Genomic DNA, 19,116 nt, shown 5'->3' on the forward strand with positions numbered 1-19,116 from the left:
TGTCCACAGACAATCCGATTCAAATTGGCGCCATCGCTGGACCGCCGGCGGCGCTTGCCGCGGCGGGGGAAATCGGTGAGAGGCAGGCGGCGTCGCGCCCGCGCCCGGCGAGCGACAGTTGCAGGGAGGCCGTCTTGAACAGCCCCGCCCATGGTCACGATCGCCTGTCGGGCCTCGCCGCCACCATCGCGGGGCTCGACTCCGTCACCATCTATGGCCGTGTCATTGCGGTGCGCGGGCTCCTCGTCGAGATCGCCGGGCCGATCGGGGCGATGAGCCTCGGCGGGCGCATCGGCATCGAGATCGCGCCCGGCAGCCGCGTCCCCTGCGAGGTCATCGGTTTCTCCGGCGACAAGGCTCTGGTCATGCCCTATGGCGGGCTCGACGGGGTGCGCCGCGGCTGCCCGGCCTATATCGACAAGGCGGCGCCCGGCCTCAAACCCACGCCGGCCTGGCTCGGCCGCGTCGTCGATGCGCTCGGGCGCCCGGTCGACGGCGGCCCGCCTCTGCCGCAGGGCGAGGACCTCTACACCTTCCGCAACGACCCGCCGCCGGCCCATTCGCGCCGCCGCGTCGGCCGCCCGCTCGATCTCGGCGTGCGCGCGCTCAACGCCTTCCTGACCTGCTGCCTCGGCCAGCGCATGGGCATCTTCGCCGGCTCTGGCGTCGGCAAATCGGTGCTGCTGTCGATGCTGGCGCGCTATGCCCGCGCCGACGTCAACGTCATCGGCCTCGTCGGCGAGCGCGGCCGCGAGGTCCAGGAGTTCCTGCAGGACGATCTCGGCCCCGAGGGGCTGGCGCGCTCCGTCGTCGTCGTCGCGACCTCCGACGAGCCGGCGCTGATGCGCAAGCAGGCCGCGCTGACCACGCTGACCATCGCCGAATATTTCCGCGACCAGGGCCTGCAGGTCATGTGCCTGATGGATTCGGTGACGCGATTCGCCATGGCGATGCGCGAGATCGGCCTGGCGGCCGGTGAGCCGCCGACCACCAAGGGCTATACGCCGACCGTCTTCGCCGAACTGCCGCGCCTGCTCGAGCGGGCCGGCCCCGGCGTCGGCGACGGCGCCATCACCGGCCTCTTCACCGTCCTCGTCGATGGCGGCGACCATGACGAGCCCGTCGCCGATGCGGTCCGCGGCATCCTCGACGGGCATATCGTGATGGAGCGCTCGATCGCCGAGCGCGGCCGCTTCCCGGCGATCAACGTGCTGAAATCGGTCTCGCGCACCATGCCGCGCTCCTGCGACCCGGCCTTCTACCCGGTGGTGCAGAAGGCGCGCGCCACGCTCGCGACCTATGCCGACATGGAGGAGCTGATCCGGCTCGGCGCCTACCGGCAGGGCGCCTCCCCCGAGGTCGACGAGGCGATCCGCCTCAACCCCGCGCTGGAGGCCTTCCTGAAACAGGCCAAGGACGAGGCGACGCCCCTGCCGGAGTGCTATGCCCGCCTCGCCGCGATCATGAACGGCTGAGGTCGCGGCCCCGCGCCAGCAGGCGCAGCAGCGCGACCATCGCGACGACCGCAAACAGCTGGATCACGGCAGCGCCGATCAAAGCGAGGTCGCGCCCGAACTGCGCGATCATCGCCGCAAACAGCAGCGGCGCGGCGGCAAAGGCGAGATTCTGCGGCACGGTCAGCCGGCCCATCAGGCCGCCGAAGCCGTCGCGGCCGAACAGGACGAGCGGCAGCGTCGCCCGCGCGACCGAGATCACGCCCATCGCCGCGCTGAAGCTGACGACGAAGACGGTGGCGGCGAGCGCCGTCCCCGGCGCCAGCACGAGCACCAGGCAGGCGAGCGGCCCGAGCACCAGCCCCGCCAGCGCCGTCCACTCGACCGGCAGCCGGTCGCCGAGCGTCGCATCGACGAGCCGCGCCAGCAGCGTCGCCGGCCCGCTCAGCGCCGCGATGCCGACGGCCTCCGTCGGCCCGATGCCGGCATCGCGCAACAGGTCGATCAGATGCAGCGGCAGCCCCCAGGAGACCAGCCCGCTCGCCGAGAACACGACCGCCACCAGCCAGAAGGCGGCGCGGCGATGCGCGGGCGGCAGCCGCCCCTCGTCCCGCTCCGCCGCCGGCGCCCCCGCCGGGGCCGCGACGCCGGAGGAGGGCTTCCGCGGAACCGCGAGATAGATCGGCAGCACGATGACGATCTGCAGCGCGGCGAAGATCAGGCAGGTCGTGCGCCAGCCGCCCTGCGCCACGAGCCAGGCCGTCAGCGGCCAGAACAGGGCCGAGGAGAGGCCCGTCGCCAGCATCATCAGCCCGATCACCCGGCGCGCCCGCGGGCCCATCAGCTGCGCGACGGTGACGCCCCCGACATTGGCCAGCGACAGGGCATGCCCGATGCCGATCACCACCCAGGCGGCGAGATAGCTGACCGGCCCCTGCGCCAGGCCGAGCAGGACGAGCCCGAGCGCACAGGCCAGCGCGCCGCAGCCCATCGCCCCGCGCGTGCCCGCGCGGTCGAGATGGCGGCCGACCGCCGGCGCCAGCGCCGCGCCCGTCAGCAGCAGCAGCGTGATCCCGCCGAAGACGAAGGTCACGTCGAGCGAAAGATCGCGCTGGATGTCGCGCGCCAGCACGGAGAGCGCATAGAAGGTCGAGCCCCAGCCGATGATCCGCGTGACGACGAGGCCGGCAATCAGCGGGATGGGCTTGGGAAGGCGCGGAAAGGCAGGCAAGCGGGCATCCCCGACAGGACTCGGGCACCGGGCGGCGCCTGAGGCTCTCCGCTACTAGCCCCTGCCGCCGTCATGCGTCAGCAGCAGCCACGCGACCGCGCCATGCAGCGAATGCGAGGCCTTCCGGTAAGGAACGGTCAACCTCCTTGCGCCATTGTCCTTTTCGTCTCGCGGCCAGGAGTTCCGGGCACGCGCCGAGGGGTCGGCGTTGGCCCATGCGTGATCAGGAGTTGGAAACGACATGAAGTCGCGAGACACATTGCTGCGTCTCAAGCGCTTCCAGGTGGACGAAAAGCGTCGCCGGGTAAGCCAGATCGAGATGATGATCGCGGATTTTCACCGCATGGCGAGCGATCTGGACCGCGAGATCCAGAGCGAGGAATCCCGGGCCGGCATCTCCGACCCCGCGCATTTCGCCTATCCGACCTATGCCAAGGCGGCGCTGGGCCGCCGCGACAATCTCCGCCAGTCCGCCGACAATCTGAAGGGCCAGCTCGAGGAGGCCAAGGCCGAACTCCAGGAGGCCTTCGAGGACATGAAGAAGGTCGAGATCCTCGACGACCGCGAGAAGGCGACCGAGCGCGCCGCCGAAGCCGCCCGCGACCAGGCGATGATGGACTCGATCGGCCTGCGCCCGAGGGCGTGAATGGCGGGTTGAGGTTGTGAAATTGAAAGGCCCGCCGGGATGTCCGGCGGGCTTTTTTGTTGGGCGCAAGGTCAGTGCGACACGAAACGAAATCGGCAACGGATCCAGAGCGGTCGAAAGCCAGAGATCGTCTCGGGCGTCCGTTTCAGTTTGATTTAGGCGGATTTTCCGGAAGGTTCTCGTAGAGGCTTCTGACCGCCAGTTCAAAATTAGAAAGCGGCCTTTGATCACAGAACTCTCGCAAGCGCTGCTTTTGCGAAGCAGTCGGCATACCCATTAGATTACGTGTTGGCTCGTTGCGGAGACGCATCGGCAGGTTTATCGCTGACATGTAACCCTGCGCCCAAGCAAAGAACTGTGTCTCGATAGGTCTAGGATTTCGTCGATATCCCTCGGCAAATTCAGCGCAAGAAACAACACCAGGTCCTGCGATAACCGGAGTTTGCGCCACCGCGTCAACGGCAACAGCCGAGAAGAGAAATGCTATTAGCGCGCAACGCATAAGTGCCTCCTGCCAAGCTTACAGCGCCGAGAAACGAGCGTACGCAACGGGCCGAAAACTGACCCACTCACCACCATACCAGCCTTCACCCCCTATCCGATCACCGGATGATACGGCGCGCAGCCGCGCGGCATCTGCCCCTTGAGCCGCGGATCGTCATCGACCTCCACCCCGCGCTTGAACACCGAAAACCCCGAGCGCTGGTAGAACTCCGGCGCGGCGGGGTGGTCGAGCGTGCAGGTGTGGACCCAGAAGCGGGCGATCGGTTTCGCCCAGGCCAGCGCCAGCGCCCGGTTCATCAGCCAGCGCCCGGCGCCCTGGCCGAGCACCGCCTCGTCGAGCCCGAAGAAGGCGAGTTCCGCCTCGCCCGCCACCCGGAAATCCAGTTCGAGCAGGCCCATATCGGCGCCCTCGCGGCGCACCATGTAGGTCTCGACGTTGCCGTCGCCGAGGATGGCCGCGACCTCGGCCCGCGGCTTGACCAGCCGGCTGAACCACATCCAGCGCTCGCCCAGCCGCCGGTACATCGCGAGATAGCGGTCGAGTTCGTCCGCGCCGATGCGCTCCAGCGCAAACCCCTCCAGCCCCGGCGGATCGGGCCGCTCGGGCGGACGCGCCCGCATCTCCAGCGAGGTGACGATAGCGGCGATCTTGCCGGGCGGCAGGTCGGTGGTGCCGGTGAGGCTGATGGTCAGGGTCTGGGTCATGTCGGCCTGATCGGTGAAGCGCCATTCGGCGCCCGGCCGGATTCGGCTGGCGCCCTGCCGCGATCATGACATGATCGGGGCGGAGACATCACCTCATGACGAAGCGGCATCGGCGGACAGAGACGGTCGGGCGCGGCCTCGCGCTGGCGCGGCTCGTGGTTGCGCTCGCGATCATGCTGCTCGCCGTGCTGCCCCATGCGACGCTGGCGGCGGGCCATGCCATGCCCGCGATCGGCCACACCCGGCCGCACCCTGCCGCCGCCGCGGAGCCGACGCCCTGCCATGAGGAGGCCGGCCATCACGACACCGCGCCGGTCGCGGCCGGGCAGGCCATGCCCTCCTGCTGCATCCTCGGCTGCGGGCTCCTGGCCCAGGCCGCTGCCCTGCCCATGGCCAGCGACCCGGCCGGCTGGCGCAGCCTTGCTCCCGTGGCGGTCGCCGCGAAACCCGAGCGGACGCCCGAACCGGCGGAACGCCCGCCGCGACGCAAGCCGGCCTGAACCCTTCCGGCCATATTCGTTTCCAGGGAGCCGTGCGCCGGGCCTGCGGGCCGCCGCGCCTCCCGTCTTCATCGAGGACCAGCCATGACAGGTTTCGTTTCCACCCGCCTCGCCCTCGGGCTCGTCGCCGCGCTCGCGCTCGGCGGCGCCGCTCTCGCCCAGCAGCATCAGGGCCACGGCTCCCATGCCGGCCACGGCGCGCCGGCCGCGAAGGCCGGCGACAGCGCCGCCACCACCGCCTACAAGGCCGCCAACACCAGGATGCACAAGGACATGGACATCGCCTTCACCGGCGATGCCGACGCCGATTTCGTGCGCGGCATGATCCCGCATCACCAGGGCGCGATCGACATGGCCAGGGTCATCCTCGCCCATGGCAAGGACCCCGCCCTGAAGAAGCTCGCGACCGGCATCATCGCCGAACAGGAGAAGGAGATCGCGATGATGCGGGAGTGGCTGAAGGCCAACGGCAAATAGCGATCGACGACTCGGCAGGCGGCGGCGACGCCGCTTGCCCTTCCCCCGGGCCGCTGGCACAGAGGCTGCAACGACGGCCCTGCGCCGGCCGTCTCGCCTCGTCCCACGCCCCTCGCAGCCCGCGGGTCTCATGAAACGCTATCTCGATTATCTGTGGCCGCTGATCGGGCTCGTCGCGGTCGTCTGGTCCGTCGACCTGCTCTGGGACAAGCTGAAGACGGAGGCCGGGACGGATGCCGCCATCGAGGCGCTGCTGGCCCAGGGCAGTTTCTGGGACAATCTGCGCATCGTCGCCGGCCGCATCGGCCAGAAGATCGCGGTGATCCCCACCGAGGCCTTCATCCACGCCGCGCTCGCCACCCTCGTCGCCTATGCGGCGCTCGCCTGGTACGACCGCATCGCCCTGCTGCATCTGGGCAAGGAGAAGGGCATCTCCTGGCTCTACATCTCCGTCTGCTCCTTCGTCACCTACGCGCTCTCGCACAACATCGGCGCCTCGGTGTTCTCCGGCGGCATGGTGCGCTTCCGCGCCTACACCGCCAAGGGCCTCACCGTCGGCGAGGTCGCGGTGCTCGTCGCGCTGTGCTCCTTCACCTTCGCCTTCGGGACGATCCTGCTGATGGGCCTCGTCCTGCTCTACGAGCCCGAGATCCTGCGCCCGCTCGGGCGGCTCTCGCCCTGGTTCGCGATCGGCGACAACGGTGCAAGGCTCATCGGCGTCGCCATGCTTGGCTTCGTCGCGCTCTACACCATCGGCTCCTGGCTGAAGTTCAGGCCGTTCCGGCTGGGCAAGCTCGAGATCATCTATCCGCGCCTGCCGATCGTCTTCCGGCAGTACCTCGCCGCCCCGCTTGAGCTCGCGGGCGCCGCCGGCATCATCTATTTCGCGCTGCCCGAGCAGGGCAATCCGGGTTTCATGATCGTGCTCGGCGCCTTCCTGCTCTCCTTCTCGGCCGGGCTGCTCAGCCAGGTGCCGGGCGGAGTCGGCGTGATGGAGGCGGTGTTCCTCGCGGTCATGCCGGGCATGCCGGCCCCGGCGGTTTTCGCGGCGCTGCTGGTCTGGCGGATGTTCTACCTGATCATCCCGCTGGTCCTCTCGCTACCGGTGGTGCTGGCCTTCGAGCGCGCCCAGCTCAAGCGCAACAGCCAAACGCCGCCGCCGCCCTAGCATCGGCCCGAAAAGTGGGAACCGGTTTTCGGAGCAAGCCGATGCGCGAAGATGCCTGTCAGCGCCTGAGCGCGATCGCGGCGGCCGCGAACATCAGCGCGGCGCCGATCGCCTCGCTGCGGCCGAAGGGCTCGTCGAGCAGCAGCACGCCCGCGATCACCGCGATCACCGGGCTGACGAAGGCATAGAGCCCGGCCCCGAAGGCGCCCCAGTCGCGCAGCAGCCGGATGAAGATCGTGAAACCGATCAGCGAGCCGGCCCCGATCAGGAAGGCGAGCGCCGGCGCCACCGGCCAGGCCAGCAATCCCGCGAGTTCGGCAGCGCCGACGGGCTCCAGCGCCAGCGTCACCACGATCAGCCCGGCCGCACCGATCGCCGTCTGCCAGCTCGCCAGCGTCAGCGTCGGCATGGTGCCCGCGATCGGCCGGCTCAGCACGGCGCCGATGCAGTAGCACAGCGTCCCGAAGGCGACCGAGGCCAGCCCCCAGGCCTCCAGCGCGTCACCCGCGCCCACCCCGCTGGCGAGGCGCTGGCCGAAGAGGAAGCCGAGCCCCGCCGTCCCCAGCGCGATCGCCAGGATCCGCCGCCCGGTGATCGCCTCGCCCTCGATCAACCGCACCGCGATCAGCGTCCAGATCGGGATCGTCGCCATGTTGACGATGGCGGAGAGGCCCGAAGGGGCATGGGCCGCGCCCCAGAACAGGAAGGCATAATTGGCGGTGTTGACCAGGAGCGCCGTGCTGATCAGCCGCGGCCAGGCGGCGCGCGGCACCTTGCCCGCGTCCCGCCCCGCCCAGAGCAGGAGCAGCCCGCCCGCGATGACGAAGCGGGCGGCGGCGAGCAGCAGCGGCGAGGTGTGCGCGGAGGCGATCCTGACCGGCAGGAAGGTCAGCCCCCAGACGAGGCAGAGCAGGGCGAAGAGGGCGGCGTTGCGCGACATGCCCGCCCCTCATAGGCGAGGCCGGGCGGCCTCGCCATTGCACCACCGGCATCGGCGCCCCGTGGAAACCGGCGGCGTCGACGCCTTCTCAGACGGTGCCGACCGTCTTCAGCCGCACGCGCGGGTGGATCTCGGCCTGCGACAGCACCGGCGTCTCCCGGCGGAAGCGCTCGATGATCTGGCGCACGAACGGCCGGGCCATGCCGGAGGTGACGAGCGCCGGCATCTCGCCCATGCGCGCCGCATCCTCGAACTTGTCGCGCACCTGGTGGACGAACTCCTGCAGCCGCGAGGGCTGCATGGCGAGATGGCGCTCCTCGCCCTGGCCGATGATGGACTCGGCGAAGACGCTCTCCCAGGCCGGCGAGAGCGTGATGATCGGCAGGTGGCCCTGGGGGTTCGAGAACTGGGCGCAGATCTGGCGGGCGAGGCGCATGCGGACATGCTCGGCGATGTCGCGGGGGTTCTTCAGGCCGCCAGCCGCCTCGGCGATGCCCTCGACGATGGTGGCGAGGTCGCGGATCGAGATGCGCTCGGAGAGCAGGATCTGCAGCACGCGCTGGATGCCCGTGGTCGAGATCTGGCTCGGCACGATCTCCTTGAGCAGGTCGGCATGGTCCTTCGGCAGCTCGCGCAGCAGCTTCTGGACCTCGCCATGCGAGAGCAGCTCCGGCATGTGCGACTTCAGCACCTCGGTGAGATGCGTCGAGATCACCGTCGCCGCGTCCACCACCGTGTAGCCGCGCAGCTGCGCCTCGTCCTGCAGCGCGCCGTCGATCCAGGTCGCCGGCAGGCCGAAGGTCGGCTCCAGCACATTGTGGCCGGGCAGGTTCACGCTGCCGCCCATCGGGTCCATCGCCATGTACTGGCCGGCGTAGACGAGGCCGTGCCCGGCATCGATCTCCTTGATCTTGATGTAGTAGTGGTTCGCCTCGAGCTGGACGTTGTCGACGATGCGCACCGCCGGCATGACGAAGCCGAGCTCGGCGGCGAGCTGGCGGCGCAGCGCGCGGACCTGGTCGGTCAGCCGGTCCTGCCCGCCGGCCGAATTGACCAGCGGCAGCAGCCCGTAGCCGATCTCGATCTTGAGCTCGTCGAGCTTGAGCAGGTCGTTGAGCGTCTCCTCCTTCGGCGTCCCGTCCGCCTGCAGCGGCGAGGCCGCCTGCGCCGCATCGGCGACCTCGGTCTCCTTGGCCTTGGCCAGCCGCCCGAAATGGCGCGCGAGCCAGGCCGCGCCGAGCGCCAGCGCCATGAAGGGCAGCATCGGGATGCCGGGCAGGACGGCGATCAGCGCCATCACCGCCGCCGACATGCCGAGCGCCTTCGGATAGCCCGAGAGCTGCTTGCCGAGCGCCTTGTCGGCGGCGCCGCGCACGCCCGACTTGGAGACGAGCAGGCCCGCCGCGGTCGAGACGATGAGCGCCGGAATCTGGCTGACGAGGCCGTCGCCGACCGTCAGCTGCGTGTAGGCGCGGGCCGCGTCGCCGAAGCTCATGCCCTGCTGCGCGACGCCGATGATGATGCCGCCGAGCACGTTGATGAAGGTGATCAGCAGGCCGGCGATGGCGTCGCCGCGCACGAACTTCGAGGCACCGTCCATCGAGCCGAAGAAGTTCGCCTCGTCCTCCAGCGCCTTGCGCCGGGTCTTGGCGACCTCCTGGTCGATCAGCCCCGCCGAGAGATCGGCATCGATCGCCATCTGCTTGCCGGGCATCGCGTCGAGCGCGAAGCGGGCCGCGACCTCGGCGATACGGCCCGAGCCCTTCGTGATGACGACGAAATTGACGATGATCAGGATGGTGAAGACGATCACCCCGATCACGAAATTGCCGCCCATCACGAAGTTGCCGAAGGCCTCGATGACATGGCCGGCAGCCGCGCTGCCTTCATGGCCATGGGCGAGGATCAGGCGCGTCGAGGCGAGGTTCAGCGCAAGCCTGAGCATCGTGACGATCAGCAGGACCGTCGGGAAGGCCGAGAACTCGAGCGGCTCCTCGATGAAGAGCGCCGTCATCAGCACGAGAACGGACAGGATGATCGATAGCGCCAGCAGCATGTCCAGCAGGATGCTGGGCAGCGGGAAGATGAGCACCACGAGGATGCCCATGACGCCGATGGCCAGGAACAGGTCCGGGCGATTGAGGAGCTTCCCCATCGCCCCGCGGCTCATGTCGAAGCCGCCGCCTCCGCCTGCCGTCACATCGGTCATCGACCAGCCTGCTCCCAGCGCGGACACCCACGCACAACCCGGCAATTCTTGCCGGGCTTATGGTGAACGAGTGGTTAAGACGCCTCGAAAAACCGGTCGCGGAACCCTTTCCGGAACGGGCCGTTATCGAAGGACCGCGTCAGGGCCCCCATTGGGCCCGCTACTTGGGTGCGTGGGAATCATCGGTTCCAAGAACCAGCAATACTGGAGAATGATTTTGGATAGACGTTCGTTCGTCATGAGCATGTTCGGCGGCTTGGCCGCGGCCAGCCTGGGCGGTATCGCCCTGTCCCACGCCGCCGAGTGGGGCCCGGTGAGCGCCCCGGTCGCGCCGGGTGACCTCGATGCCGCGACCAAAGCCGGCCTCGACAAGGCCGACGCCGACTTCAGCCAGGTGGTGGTGCGCGAGCGGGTCATTCGCCGCCGCGGCCGCTATGGCCGGCCCGTCGTCCGCGAGCGCATCATCGTGCGCCGCCGCCCGCGGGCCTATTATGGCCGCCGCCGCGGCCCCATCGTGCGCCGTCGCGTGATCGTGCGCTGATCGACACGTCGGCGCCGCCATCCCTGGCGGCGCCGACGACCGGACCGGAAGAGCCTCCGACGCAACCGCGCATCCTTCATATGCATTACCCGTAAGCACGGATTTCAGGCTATGAACGCAAGGTAAGGTCAGCAAACCAACAGAATCGGAGTACGCCGTGGACAGACGTTCATTCATCGCGACACTGATCGGCGGCCTCGCCGCAGCAAGCCTCGGAGGCATGGCCACGGCCGAGGCGGCCCAGCCGATTCCAACGCCGACCCCGGCGCCGGAACACGGCCCCGCGCGTGACGACGAGACGGTGAACGCCGAACTCGCCGAGGGGCTGGGCAAGACCGATGCGGAGTTCAGCCAGTACTATTACCGCCGGCCGCGCTACTACGCCCGGCCCCGGTACTATGCCCGGCCGCGCTATTATGCGCGTCCCCGCGTTTACGCCCGCCCGCGTTACTATGCCCGCCCGCGCTACCGCCGGCGCTATTACTGAGCGGCGGGAGACGGATCAGAGCGCGTTGACGCGCGCCTGACCCGGCTCGGCGACCGTGATGCCAGCGGATGTGTATTCGCTGAGCTTATTGCGCAGCGTGCGGATCGAGATCCCCAGGATCTTGGCCGCATGCGTCCGGTTGCCGAGACAATGGTCGAGCGTGTCGAGGATCAACTCGCGCTCGACATCGGCGACCGTATGGCCAACGAGCGAGCGGGTGACGGCCTCCGCCGTCTGCGCGGCGCGGGCCGCGCTGTCGCGCCCCGCCGCCGGGCCGAGCGTCTCGCCCTCCGGAGTCAGCACGGCTTCGGCGCCGATCTCGGCGCCCCGCGCGAGCAGCACCGCGCGGTGGATCGTATTCTCCAGTTCGCGGACATTGCCCCGCCAGCCGTTCGACAGCAGCAGCTTGCGCGCGTCGGCGGCGATCGGGCGGACCGGCACGCCGTTCAGGTCGGCGTATTTGCGGGCGAAGTGATCGGCCAGGGCGAGGATGTCGCCCGGCCGCTCGCGCAGCGCCGGCAGGCGCAGATGCACGACGTTGAGGCGGTAGAACAGGTCTTCGCGGAACGAGCCCTCGCGGACGGCATCGCCGAGATTGCGGTTCGAGGTGGCGATGATGCGCAGATCGACCTTGACCGGCGTCGTGCCGCCGACGCGGTCGATCATCCGCTCCTGCAACGCGCGCAGCAGCTTGGCCTGAAGCCGGACATCCATCTCGGAGATTTCGTCGAGCAGCAGCGTGCCGCCATTGGCCTCCTCGAACTTGCCGATGCGGCGCGCGATCGCGCCGGTGAAGGCGCCCTTCTCATGGCCGAACAGCTCGGATTCCAGCAGGTTGTCGGGAATCGCCGCGCAATTGACCGCCACGAAGGGCCTGTCCTTGCGCAGCGACTTCTGGTGCAGGTGACGCGCGATCACCTCCTTGCCGGTGCCGCTCTCCCCGGTCACCAGCACCGGCGCGTCCGAGCGCGCGACCTGGGCCGCCAGCTGCACCACGCGCTCCATCGCCGGATCCTTCCAGATCAGGCTCGACTGGTCGGCGGCGACAGCCTCCAGCACGGCCGCGATCAGCTCAGGATCGGGCGGCAGCGGCACATATTCGCGCGCCCCGGCCTGGATCGCCGCGACGGCGGCCCGGGCATCGGTCGAGGTTCCGCAGGCGACGATCGGGGTCCGGATGCGCTCGGCCTCGAGCGCGGCGACGAACTGCGCCACCGGCAGCGTGACCTCGACCATCAGCAGATCGGCGCCCTTGGCGCGCAGCACCGCGAGCGTCTGCTCCAGCCCCTCCGTATGGGTGACGTTGGCGCCATGCGAGATCGCGATCTTGGCGGCCGCGATGAGTTGTCCCTTGAGACCGCCGGCAATGATGAGGCGCATGGCTCAGGCCCTTCTGCGTGAAGATTTGGCGTGCGGACCGGCCATCACCGGTCCGCCTTGATGATTTCGGTCATGGTCACGCCGAGGCGATCCTCGACGACCACGACCTCGCCGCGGGCGACGAGGCGCTCGTTGACGAAGATGTCGATCGCCTCGCCGACGCGCCGGTCGAGCTCCAGGACGGCGCCCGGCACGATCTGGAGCAGGTCGCCGATCGCGATCTTGGACGACCCCAGCACGGCCGAGACATTGACCGGGACGTCGAAGACCTGCTCGAGGTCCTCGGCCGTCTTGACCGGGATCGGGCCCGACCGCGCGACCGAGGCGTCGTTGTGATCGAAGGACAGGTCCGCCGGGTTCAGTGGCGGCAGCTTGAGGTCATTGTCGGCGCTCATCGCTCAATCCTCACTGCGCGGGTGGCCGGAAGCCGGGGAAGGCGGTCGCGACCGCCTGATCCACCAGCAGCTTCAGCCGCTCCGCCTCGATGACGAAACCGCCATCGGCCCATTCGATGCGCCCGTCCCCGGGCGCGATGTCCGGCTCGCCCAGCACCACCAGGCGACCCGCGAAACCCATTTCCTGCGCCAGCCGCTTGACCAGCCCCTCCGCCGCCTCGACGGCGGCGTCGTTGACCCGCATGACCAGATGCGGCGCCTGCCGCGCCTGCGCGAGGCACTCCCGCAGACCGTTCTCCAGCGCTGCGAGGGGGCGCTCGTCGAGCGCCGCACCCGCCAGCGCCTTCGCCGCGACGATGGCGACATAGGCGGCCCTCGCCTCGACCTCGGCCGCATGCGCGGCCTCATGTGCGACGAGCCGCTCGGCCGAGCGGGCCAGCTGCGCGAGCAGCCCGTTGAGCTGGTTCTCCGCGTCCCGGCGGCCCTCCTCGCGGCCGAGCGCGAGCCCCTCGGCCCGCGCGGCCGCGACCTCGGCCTCGCCGGCGGCGCGCCGTCCACCCTCGCGGAAATCGGTCCCGAACGTGAATCTCGTGGCTGTGTTCATCGTCAATAGACCAGCTCGTCCTCGGAATTGCCCTTGGACAGGACAATCTCGCCCTTGTCGGCGAGCTCCTTGGTCAGGGTGACCAGCTTCGTCTGCGCCTCGTCGACCTCCTTGAGGCGGATCGGCCCGAGGCTCTGAATGTCGTCCTGCATGTTCTTGACCGCGCGCTGGGACATCGCGCTGAAGAAGAAGTCGCGCATGGACTCGCTCGCGCCCTTGAGCGCCCGGGTCAGCGTATCCTTGTCGACCTGGCGCATCAGCGTCTGCAGGCCGGCCGGATCGAGCTTGCCCAGATCCTCGAAGGTGAACATCAGCGCCCGGATGCGCGCGGCCGAATCCTGGTTCGAGACGTCGAGGGCGGAGAGGAAGCGCATCTCGGTCTGCCGGTCGAAGCCGTTGAAGATTTCCGCCATCATCTCGTGCGGGTCGCGGCGGCGCGTCGCGGTCAGCGTGGCGACGAATTCGGTGCGCAGCGTGTTCTCGATATGGTCGAGCGCTTCCTTCTGGACCGATTCGAGCCGCAGCATCCGCCCGACGACCTCGATCGAGAGATCATTGGGCAGGTTGCGCAGCACATTGGCTGAGTGCTCGGGGCGGATCTTGGAGAGAATCACGGCGATCGTTTGCGGGTACTCGTTCTTCAGGAAGTTGGCGAGCACCACGGCATCGATGTTGCCGAGCTTCTGCCACATGTTGCGGCCGGCGGGGCCGCGGATTTCTTCCATGATCATGGCGACCTGGTCGGTCGGCAGGATCTTCTCGAGCAGCGAGATCGTACGGTCGAAGGAGCCGGTGACGGCGCCGGCGCTGGACAGCTTGCCCACGAAATCCAGCATCAGCCGCTCGACATCGTCGGCATCGACCGTGCCGAGCTCCGCCATGGCGCGGGTGATGATGCGGATTTCCTCGTCGTCGAGCTCCGACCAGATGTTCTTGCCGTGCTGTTCCCCCAGCACGAGCAGGATGACCGCGGCCCGCTGCGGCCCGGTCATCTCGTCGATGTTGGTGACGCCGATGCCACCGCCCTCGATGGAGCCGGTGTCCCGGCCGCCAGCGGCGCGCGTCGCGAGGGAACGTTCGTCGGCCATGGCTCAGTGACCCGTCATGCCGCGGCTCTTTCGTGGATCCAGGTCCGCAGCACCGCGACGCTGTCCGCCGGGTTCTGCGCGACCATCTGGCCGATCTTCTCGACCGACTGAGCCTTGAGCTGCCCCTTGATCTGCGCGACGGCGAGCATCCGCTCCGACGGCATGTCGACCTGGAGCGGATCGCCTTCGCCACCGGTGGCCAGCGCCCGCGTACCCGCCGGATCGCCCGTGGAATCGGGCGCGGCGATCGCCACGCCGTTGCGCATGAACATCGGCAGCGCTCGTGTCGCGGCCCCCGGATCGGGCGTCAGAACCTGCTTGAGCAGCGGCCGGACGACGACCATGAGCACGATCAGCGTCAGCAGGGCGATCACGCCGATTTCGGCGAAGCGCACCACGTCCTCCTTGGTGAAGGAGAGCAGCTGCTGCATCAGGCTCTGCTCGACGAGCTCGGTCACCGTCGGCGGTGCCTCGGCGAAGCGCAGGTTGACGACCTCGAGCTTGTCGCCGCGGGACTCGTCGAAGCCGGCCGCCGTACGCACCAGCTGGCCGATCCGCTCGAGATCCTCGTTGCTGCGCGGCTGGTAGCTCACCTCGCCATTGGCGCCGCGGCTATAGGTGCCGTCGACCAGAACGGCGACCGAGAGGCGCTTGACGCGTCCGCCCTCCAGCACCTCGGTGCGGGTCGTCCGTGAGATCTCGTAATTGACGACCTCCTCGTTCTTCTGGGAGTTGTCCGGGGCGCGTTGCCGCCCTGGCCCGGCTGGGCTCCCGGCAGTTCGTTGCCGACGGTGACGCCGCCGCCACCCTCCGAGGTGGTCGAGGCCTCCGTGCGGTTCTGGCTGGAGCGGACGACGCGGCTCTCGGGATCAAAGGTCTCGGAGCGGCTCTCGATGCGGTTGACGTCGAGTGCGGCGGAAACCTGCACGCGGGCGCGGCCATGGCCGACGATGCTGGCGACGATATCCTCGATCTGGAGCTTGAGCCGGCGCTCGATCCCGACCTGGCGCTCCTCGATGCCGAGCCCTGCGGCGCCGTTTTCCGACTGGGCGCCGTCGGCCAGCAGGCGACCCCGCTCGTCGACGATCGAGACCCGCTCGGGCCTCAGCCCGTCGACGGCCGAGGAGACGAGATGGCGGATCGCGCGGACCTGCGCCGCATCGAGTTCTCCCGCCAGCTTGAGCGCGATCGAGGCGCGCGGCGGCTCGCGGTCGCGCTCGAACAGGCGCTTCTCCGGGATCACGAGATGCACGCGCGCCGCCTGGACGCGGCTGATCGAGCGGATCGTCCGCGACAGCTCGCCCTCGAGCGCACGCATGTGATTGATGTTCTGGACGAAGCTGGTCGAGGAAAAGGCATCGCCCTTGTCGAAGATCTCGTAGCCGACGCCGCCGCCGGCCGGGATGCCCTTGCTGGCGAGATCGAGCCGCAGCCGCGGCACGACGGTCTTGTCCACCAGGATGGTCTGGCCGTCGCCACGCAGCTCGTACTTCACGCCGCGCGTGTCGAGATCCTTGAGGATGGCGCTGACGTCCGACGAGTTCAGGTCGGAAAACAGCACGCCCATGGTCGGCTGGGACATGCGCAGCATGACGAAGGCGAAGAACCCGACCAGCGCGAGCGTGACCGCCAGCATGGCCGCCAGGCGGGGCGCCCCGAAACGCGAGAACTGTTCGACGATGCCGCTCACGCCGCTATCCGTTTCACAAAGCCGTCCTGCCCGCGCCTGATCGCGGGTCACTAGGCAAGTTTTTCCCGGTGCGTGGTTAGCGCCCGGTTAATTTTTGCCGGGCGGCCGTTAAAGATTGTGGGCGCGACCGGCATCGGACCGGCTGGAGGCGGCCTGCCGGAACGCAAAAGGCGCCGGTCCGGGGACCGACGCCTTGGAGGATATCGCAGGGTTGGCAGCGACTACTGCCGGTAATGCTGGATGCGTGTGGTTCGCAGGCCGGCCAGACCGTGCTGGTCGATCGACATCTGCCAGCTCAGGAACTCATCCACCGTCAGCGTGTAGCGCTGGCAGGCTTCTTCGAGGCTGAGCAGGCCGCCGCGCACAGCGGCAACGACCTCTGCCTTGCGCCGGATCACCCAGCGGCGGGTATTCATCGGCGGGAGGTCCGCGATCGTCAGCGGACTTCCGTCCGGTCCGATCACGTATTTAACCCGCGGTCGCAAAGGCTCGGTCATGGTACACTCACACAACTCAACAGAGCTACTTGTGATGAGCATAGGGCCACCGCTTTAAGAATTGCCTAAGGCGAAGGCGCTGGCTTTCGACATCGGTGATTCGCTCTCACTGCGTCCGGACGACGCTCTTGACCTTGTCGATCGGCACGCTGATCGCGCCGATCTTCAGCGTCGGAATCGAGCCGGTGAAGTCGACGCCGTCGACCACGCCGCTGATCTTGGTCGTGGCGGTCATCGTGGCACCGGCCGTGTCCTTGGCGTCGATCGTGACCGTGTATTCGCCGTCCGCCGCCGTCTGCGCGGTCGAGGTCTTGCCGTCCCAGGTGAATTTCTGGTCTCCGGCGACGAGCGTCCTGGTCTGCGTCTGCACGACGCTGCCCTTCGAATCCTTGATCGTGATCGTCGCGACGCCGCCGCGCGGCACGTTGACCTGCCACTCGGCCTTGCCCTTCTCCAGCCGCGTCGTCGCCCCGTCGGAGGTGATCGTCGCGCCGATGAATCCGACCGCGCTCGTCGCGGTGCCGGCCGAGTTGAGGCTCAGCAGCGAGCTCAGCGTCTCGTTGGTCTTGAGCTGCTGCTCGACGCCGGCGAACTGCACGAGCTGCTGCGTGAACTGGTTGGTGTCGAGCGGATCGAGCGGCGACTGGTTCTTGAGCTGCGTCGTCAGCAGGGTCAGGAACTGGTCGAAGTTCTGCGCGATCGCAGCCCCGCCGGAAACGGTGGTGGAGTTGCTTGTGGTGCTCGTCGTGTTCGAGGTCGAGCTGGTGGTGCTGGAGACGGCCATGGCGCTCCTCCTTGGATCAGACGCTCATGTCCACGCCGCCGAGCCGCACGAAGCGGCGCTGGGGCGCAGATGACGTCACGAGGGGGGGGTCTTCGGCGGAATCGGCGGTGTTCAGCAGCCCGCGCGAGCGCTGCGGCGCCTCGTCCTGCTGCCGCTGCTGACGGAAGCCCGACTGGTCGGAGGGATCGCGCAGGCTGATGTCGACACCGGCATCGGAGGGCTTCAGCCCCGCCTGCTCGAAGGCGCGCTCGAGCGTGCGGGCATCGCGCTGCAGCAGATGCAGGGTCTCGACGCGGTCCACGACCATCTTCGCGCTCACCTCGCCGGTGTCGGAGATCGAGAGCGTGACATCGACGCGGCCGAGCTCGCCCGGATCCAGCCGGATGTCGAACTGGCGCGCTCCGGCCAGGGCCTTGAGTCCGATCTCGATCGGCAGGACATGCAGCGGGGTCGGCGGCCCCTCGGCCGCCGTCTGACCATGCGCCTGGCCGGGCGGGGCTACGATCGGATCCGGCGTGGTCATCAGGCGCAGCGGATCGGGCCGGGCCGCACCCTGCTGGGGCTGCACCGACGCATCGATGGCGTTCAGCAGGGTCTCGAAGCGCTCGGCCGGCTTGGTCTCGGTCCCGGCGACGGGCTGGAGCGCCGGACCGCCTTCGGCCTTGGCCAGCTTGTCGAGGCCTTCGCGCGGAGCCTGCGGCAGGGCCTCGGCCTTCGGGGCAGCGCCGGTTTCGGCCGCCAGCAGCGACAGATGGGGTTGCGCCGGGGTGCCCGGCCGCGTCGGCATGCGCTCGCCCCCATCGGCAGCCTTGCCGGGCTCCGCGGTCTCGGCACCGGCCTGGGCGGCGATGCCGCTGGCTGCGGTGCCCGCTGCGGTAAGAGCAGCCGACTCGGCGGCAAGCGCGGCCGCATCGGCCTGTTTCGTCTGCTTCTGTTCGTCGCCGACGGCCGCCGTGCCGGCTGCCGTCGCGGCGGGGATCTCGGGCGTGACGGGCGCGGGAACAAGCTGCGGCGATACCGGCACGGGCGTCGGCACGGCGGCGTCGGCCGCCGTGGCCGTGGCGCTCTCGCCGGCCTTCGCTTCCTCGCCGCCCTCCGTGGCGCCTGCGGCTTTCGTCTTGACCGTCGGCATCGGCAACATCTCGCCGGCGACCAGCGAGGGATCGACCAGCGGGGTCGGCTTCGCCTGGCTCTCGCCCTCGGCGGCGGCTGCGATGCTGACGAGCGCCGCGATGTCGAGCTTCGGACCCGTCGGCCCGACCGACGGCTGGGCCTCCGGGGTTGCGGCGACGGGCTTGCCGGGCTCGGCGAGCGAAGGCTTGGCGGGCGGCGTCTTCGCGTCCGGCTCGGCCGCGGCGGTCTCGTCGGAAGCCGCGGCCTTGGCGCGGTTCTCGGCCTGGGCCTGGGTCCGCGCGTTTTGACCATCGGTGGCGCGCTGTGTCTCCTGAGCGTCGCGCGCGACCGAATCCGCCGCAGCGACCGTATCCCTGCGGGCTTCGCGGTTCGCCGTCCGCGTGTCCGGTGCCGGCTCGTCCGCCGGCAGGGCAAAGCTCTCGCGCGAAGCGTCGGCGTCGCGATCGGCCATGCGCCGGCGTGCGGCCGCGCCGTCAGCGGGAGAGGGGGAACTCGACAGGGGCTGTATCGACATCGTCTCGTCCGCAACACGGGCGCAGAACGCCCCTGCGGCTCTCTCAGCAATGCCTGGGCCAGGACCAGAATCAATGAATTCAGAGCGTTAGAAGCAGGAAGCCCGATCGGCCGCGGCAAGATCGGCCGCTTCGGGGCCTCCGGGCGGCAGCTTTTGCCCATCGCGGCT

At 69.1% G+C, this 19,116-nt stretch carries 18 protein-coding genes and 1 pseudogene; 7 read left to right on the plus strand and 12 right to left on the minus strand.

The features are described from left to right. Positions 1–164 precede the first annotated feature (164 nt). Entirely contained in the window at positions 165–1,475 is a 1,311-nt protein-coding gene (fliI, locus tag BSY19_RS22695; RefSeq protein WP_069057323.1) for a flagellar protein export ATPase FliI, read from the plus strand. Here the strand turns inward: fliI and BSY19_RS22700 are convergent. After that, positions 1,462–2,685 carry an MFS transporter gene (locus BSY19_RS22700; protein WP_069056138.1) on the minus strand — a complete coding sequence of 408 codons (1,224 nt, stop codon included), beginning with the start codon at positions 2,683–2,685 and terminating at the stop codon, positions 1,462–1,464. The two genes, fliI and BSY19_RS22700, sit on opposite strands and share 14 nt — an antisense overlap. 241 nt (positions 2,686–2,926) lie before the next feature. Between BSY19_RS22700 and fliJ the strand changes: the two genes are divergently transcribed. Then, positions 2,927–3,331, plus strand: a complete 405-nt coding sequence (gene fliJ, locus BSY19_RS22705; RefSeq protein ID WP_069056139.1) for a flagellar export protein FliJ — start codon at positions 2,927–2,929, stop codon at positions 3,329–3,331. Positions 3,332–3,925: 594 nt separating this feature from the next. Here the strand turns inward: fliJ and BSY19_RS22710 are convergent. After that, a complete protein-coding gene (locus BSY19_RS22710; RefSeq protein ID WP_069056140.1) occupies positions 3,926–4,540 on the minus strand; it encodes a GNAT family N-acetyltransferase in 615 nt (204 codons plus the stop codon). A 95-nt stretch (positions 4,541–4,635) separates the two neighbouring features. On the opposite strand from BSY19_RS22710, the gene BSY19_RS22715 reads away from it, so the two are divergent. The 3 genes from BSY19_RS22715 (at position 4,636) to BSY19_RS22725 (ending at position 6,685) form a co-directional block, all read left to right on the plus strand. Beyond that, positions 4,636–5,040: a hypothetical protein gene (locus BSY19_RS22715; RefSeq protein WP_069056141.1), complete on the plus strand. Its 405-nt coding sequence runs from the start codon at positions 4,636–4,638 to the stop codon at positions 5,038–5,040. A gap of 84 nt (positions 5,041–5,124) precedes the next feature. Beyond that, entirely contained in the window at positions 5,125–5,517 is a 393-nt protein-coding gene (gene copM / locus BSY19_RS22720) for a CopM family metallochaperone (RefSeq protein ID WP_069056142.1), read from the plus strand. A gap of 130 nt (positions 5,518–5,647) precedes the next feature. Next, complete coding sequence (locus BSY19_RS22725) at positions 5,648–6,685, plus strand: lysylphosphatidylglycerol synthase transmembrane domain-containing protein (RefSeq protein ID WP_069056143.1); 1,038 nt, start codon at positions 5,648–5,650, stop codon at positions 6,683–6,685. Positions 6,686–6,743: 58 nt separating this feature from the next. Here BSY19_RS22725 and BSY19_RS22730 read toward each other — a convergent pair whose 3' ends face one another. Beyond that, positions 6,744–7,625, minus strand: a complete 882-nt coding sequence (locus BSY19_RS22730) for a DMT family transporter (protein WP_069056144.1) — start codon at positions 7,623–7,625, stop codon at positions 6,744–6,746. An 88-nt stretch (positions 7,626–7,713) separates the two neighbouring features. Next, positions 7,714–9,795, minus strand: coding sequence for a flagellar biosynthesis protein FlhA (flhA, locus tag BSY19_RS22735; protein WP_236840598.1), 2,082 nt, complete (start codon positions 9,793–9,795; stop codon positions 7,714–7,716). Between the two features lie 277 nt (positions 9,796–10,072). Here flhA and BSY19_RS22740 point away from each other — a divergent pair, with 277 nt between their 5' ends. Both BSY19_RS22740 and BSY19_RS22745 read left to right on the plus strand, forming a co-directional pair. Then, entirely contained in the window at positions 10,073–10,375 is a 303-nt protein-coding gene (locus tag BSY19_RS22740) for a hypothetical protein (RefSeq protein ID WP_069056146.1), read from the plus strand. Positions 10,376–10,532: 157 nt separating this feature from the next. Then, positions 10,533–10,862, plus strand: coding sequence for a hypothetical protein (locus tag BSY19_RS22745; RefSeq protein ID WP_150129702.1), 330 nt, complete (start codon positions 10,533–10,535; stop codon positions 10,860–10,862). 15 nt (positions 10,863–10,877) lie between these two features. Here the strand turns inward: BSY19_RS22745 and flbD are convergent, their stop codons facing one another. The 8 genes and pseudogenes from flbD to BSY19_RS22785 all read right to left on the minus strand — a co-directional run bounded on the left by flbD (position 10,878) and on the right by BSY19_RS22785 (position 18,948). Next, a complete protein-coding gene (gene flbD, locus BSY19_RS22750; protein WP_069056148.1) occupies positions 10,878–12,242 on the minus strand; it encodes a sigma-54-dependent transcriptional regulator FlbD in 1,365 nt (454 codons plus the stop codon). A 44-nt stretch (positions 12,243–12,286) separates the two neighbouring features. Further along, a complete protein-coding gene (gene fliN, locus BSY19_RS22755) occupies positions 12,287–12,637 on the minus strand; it encodes a flagellar motor switch protein FliN (RefSeq protein WP_069056149.1) in 351 nt (116 codons plus the stop codon). Positions 12,638–12,647: 10 nt separating this feature from the next. After that, the gene (locus BSY19_RS22760; RefSeq protein ID WP_442856669.1) at positions 12,648–13,247 is read right to left on the minus strand and encodes a FliH/SctL family protein; all 600 of its coding nucleotides are present in this window, start codon (positions 13,245–13,247) and stop codon (positions 12,648–12,650) included. Continuing rightward, positions 13,244–14,233 carry a flagellar motor switch protein FliG gene (gene fliG / locus BSY19_RS22765; protein ID WP_069057324.1) on the minus strand — a complete coding sequence of 330 codons (990 nt, stop codon included), beginning with the start codon at positions 14,231–14,233 and terminating at the stop codon, positions 13,244–13,246. The genes BSY19_RS22760 and fliG overlap by 4 nt, the downstream gene beginning before the upstream one ends. A gap of 110 nt (positions 14,234–14,343) precedes the next feature. After that, a pseudogene (gene fliF / locus BSY19_RS22770) lies at positions 14,344–16,019 on the minus strand (flagellar basal-body MS-ring/collar protein FliF). 221 nt (positions 16,020–16,240) lie between these two features. Then, positions 16,241–16,516, minus strand: a complete 276-nt coding sequence (gene sciP / locus BSY19_RS22775) for a CtrA inhibitor SciP (RefSeq protein ID WP_038359348.1) — start codon at positions 16,514–16,516, stop codon at positions 16,241–16,243. Positions 16,517–16,622: 106 nt separating this feature from the next. Next, positions 16,623–17,300 (minus strand): flagellar hook assembly protein FlgD, encoded by a 678-nt coding sequence (locus BSY19_RS22780; protein ID WP_069056151.1) that lies wholly within the window; start codon positions 17,298–17,300, stop codon positions 16,623–16,625. A 16-nt stretch (positions 17,301–17,316) separates the two neighbouring features. Beyond that, on the minus strand, positions 17,317–18,948 hold the full coding sequence (locus tag BSY19_RS22785; protein WP_083247784.1) for a flagellar hook-length control protein FliK: 1,632 nt from the start codon (positions 18,946–18,948) through the stop codon (positions 17,317–17,319). Positions 18,949–19,116: the final 168 nt, after the last annotated feature.

The organism is Bosea sp. RAC05, assembly GCF_001713455.1.
Lineage (GTDB): Bacteria > Pseudomonadota > Alphaproteobacteria > Rhizobiales > Beijerinckiaceae > Allobosea.

Coding starts and splice junctions, on each gene's coding strand:
- fliJ (WP_069056139.1), top strand. CDS start 2,927: ATGAAGTCGCGAGACACATTGCTGCGTCTCAAGCGCTTCCAGGTGGAC.
- BSY19_RS22710 (WP_069056140.1), bottom strand. CDS start 4,540: ATGACCCAGACCCTGACCATCAGCCTCACCGGCACCACCGACCTGCCG.
- BSY19_RS22715 (WP_069056141.1), top strand. CDS start 4,636: ATGACGAAGCGGCATCGGCGGACAGAGACGGTCGGGCGCGGCCTCGCG.
- copM (WP_069056142.1), top strand. CDS start 5,125: ATGACAGGTTTCGTTTCCACCCGCCTCGCCCTCGGGCTCGTCGCCGCG.
- BSY19_RS22725 (WP_069056143.1), top strand. CDS start 5,648: ATGAAACGCTATCTCGATTATCTGTGGCCGCTGATCGGGCTCGTCGCG.
- BSY19_RS22730 (WP_069056144.1), bottom strand. CDS start 7,625: ATGTCGCGCAACGCCGCCCTCTTCGCCCTGCTCTGCCTCGTCTGGGGG.
- flhA (WP_236840598.1), bottom strand. CDS start 9,795: ATGAGCCGCGGGGCGATGGGGAAGCTCCTCAATCGCCCGGACCTGTTC.
- BSY19_RS22740 (WP_069056146.1), top strand. CDS start 10,073: ATGAGCATGTTCGGCGGCTTGGCCGCGGCCAGCCTGGGCGGTATCGCC.
- flbD (WP_069056148.1), bottom strand. CDS start 12,242: ATGCGCCTCATCATTGCCGGCGGTCTCAAGGGACAACTCATCGCGGCC.
- fliN (WP_069056149.1), bottom strand. CDS start 12,637: ATGAGCGCCGACAATGACCTCAAGCTGCCGCCACTGAACCCGGCGGAC.
- fliG (WP_069057324.1), bottom strand. CDS start 14,233: ATGACCGGGCCGCAGCGGGCCGCGGTCATCCTGCTCGTGCTGGGGGAA.
- sciP (WP_038359348.1), bottom strand. CDS start 16,516: ATGACCGAGCCTTTGCGACCGCGGGTTAAATACGTGATCGGACCGGAC.
- BSY19_RS22780 (WP_069056151.1), bottom strand. CDS start 17,300: ATGGCCGTCTCCAGCACCACCAGCTCGACCTCGAACACGACGAGCACC.
- BSY19_RS22785 (WP_083247784.1), bottom strand. CDS start 18,948: ATGTCGATACAGCCCCTGTCGAGTTCCCCCTCTCCCGCTGACGGCGCG.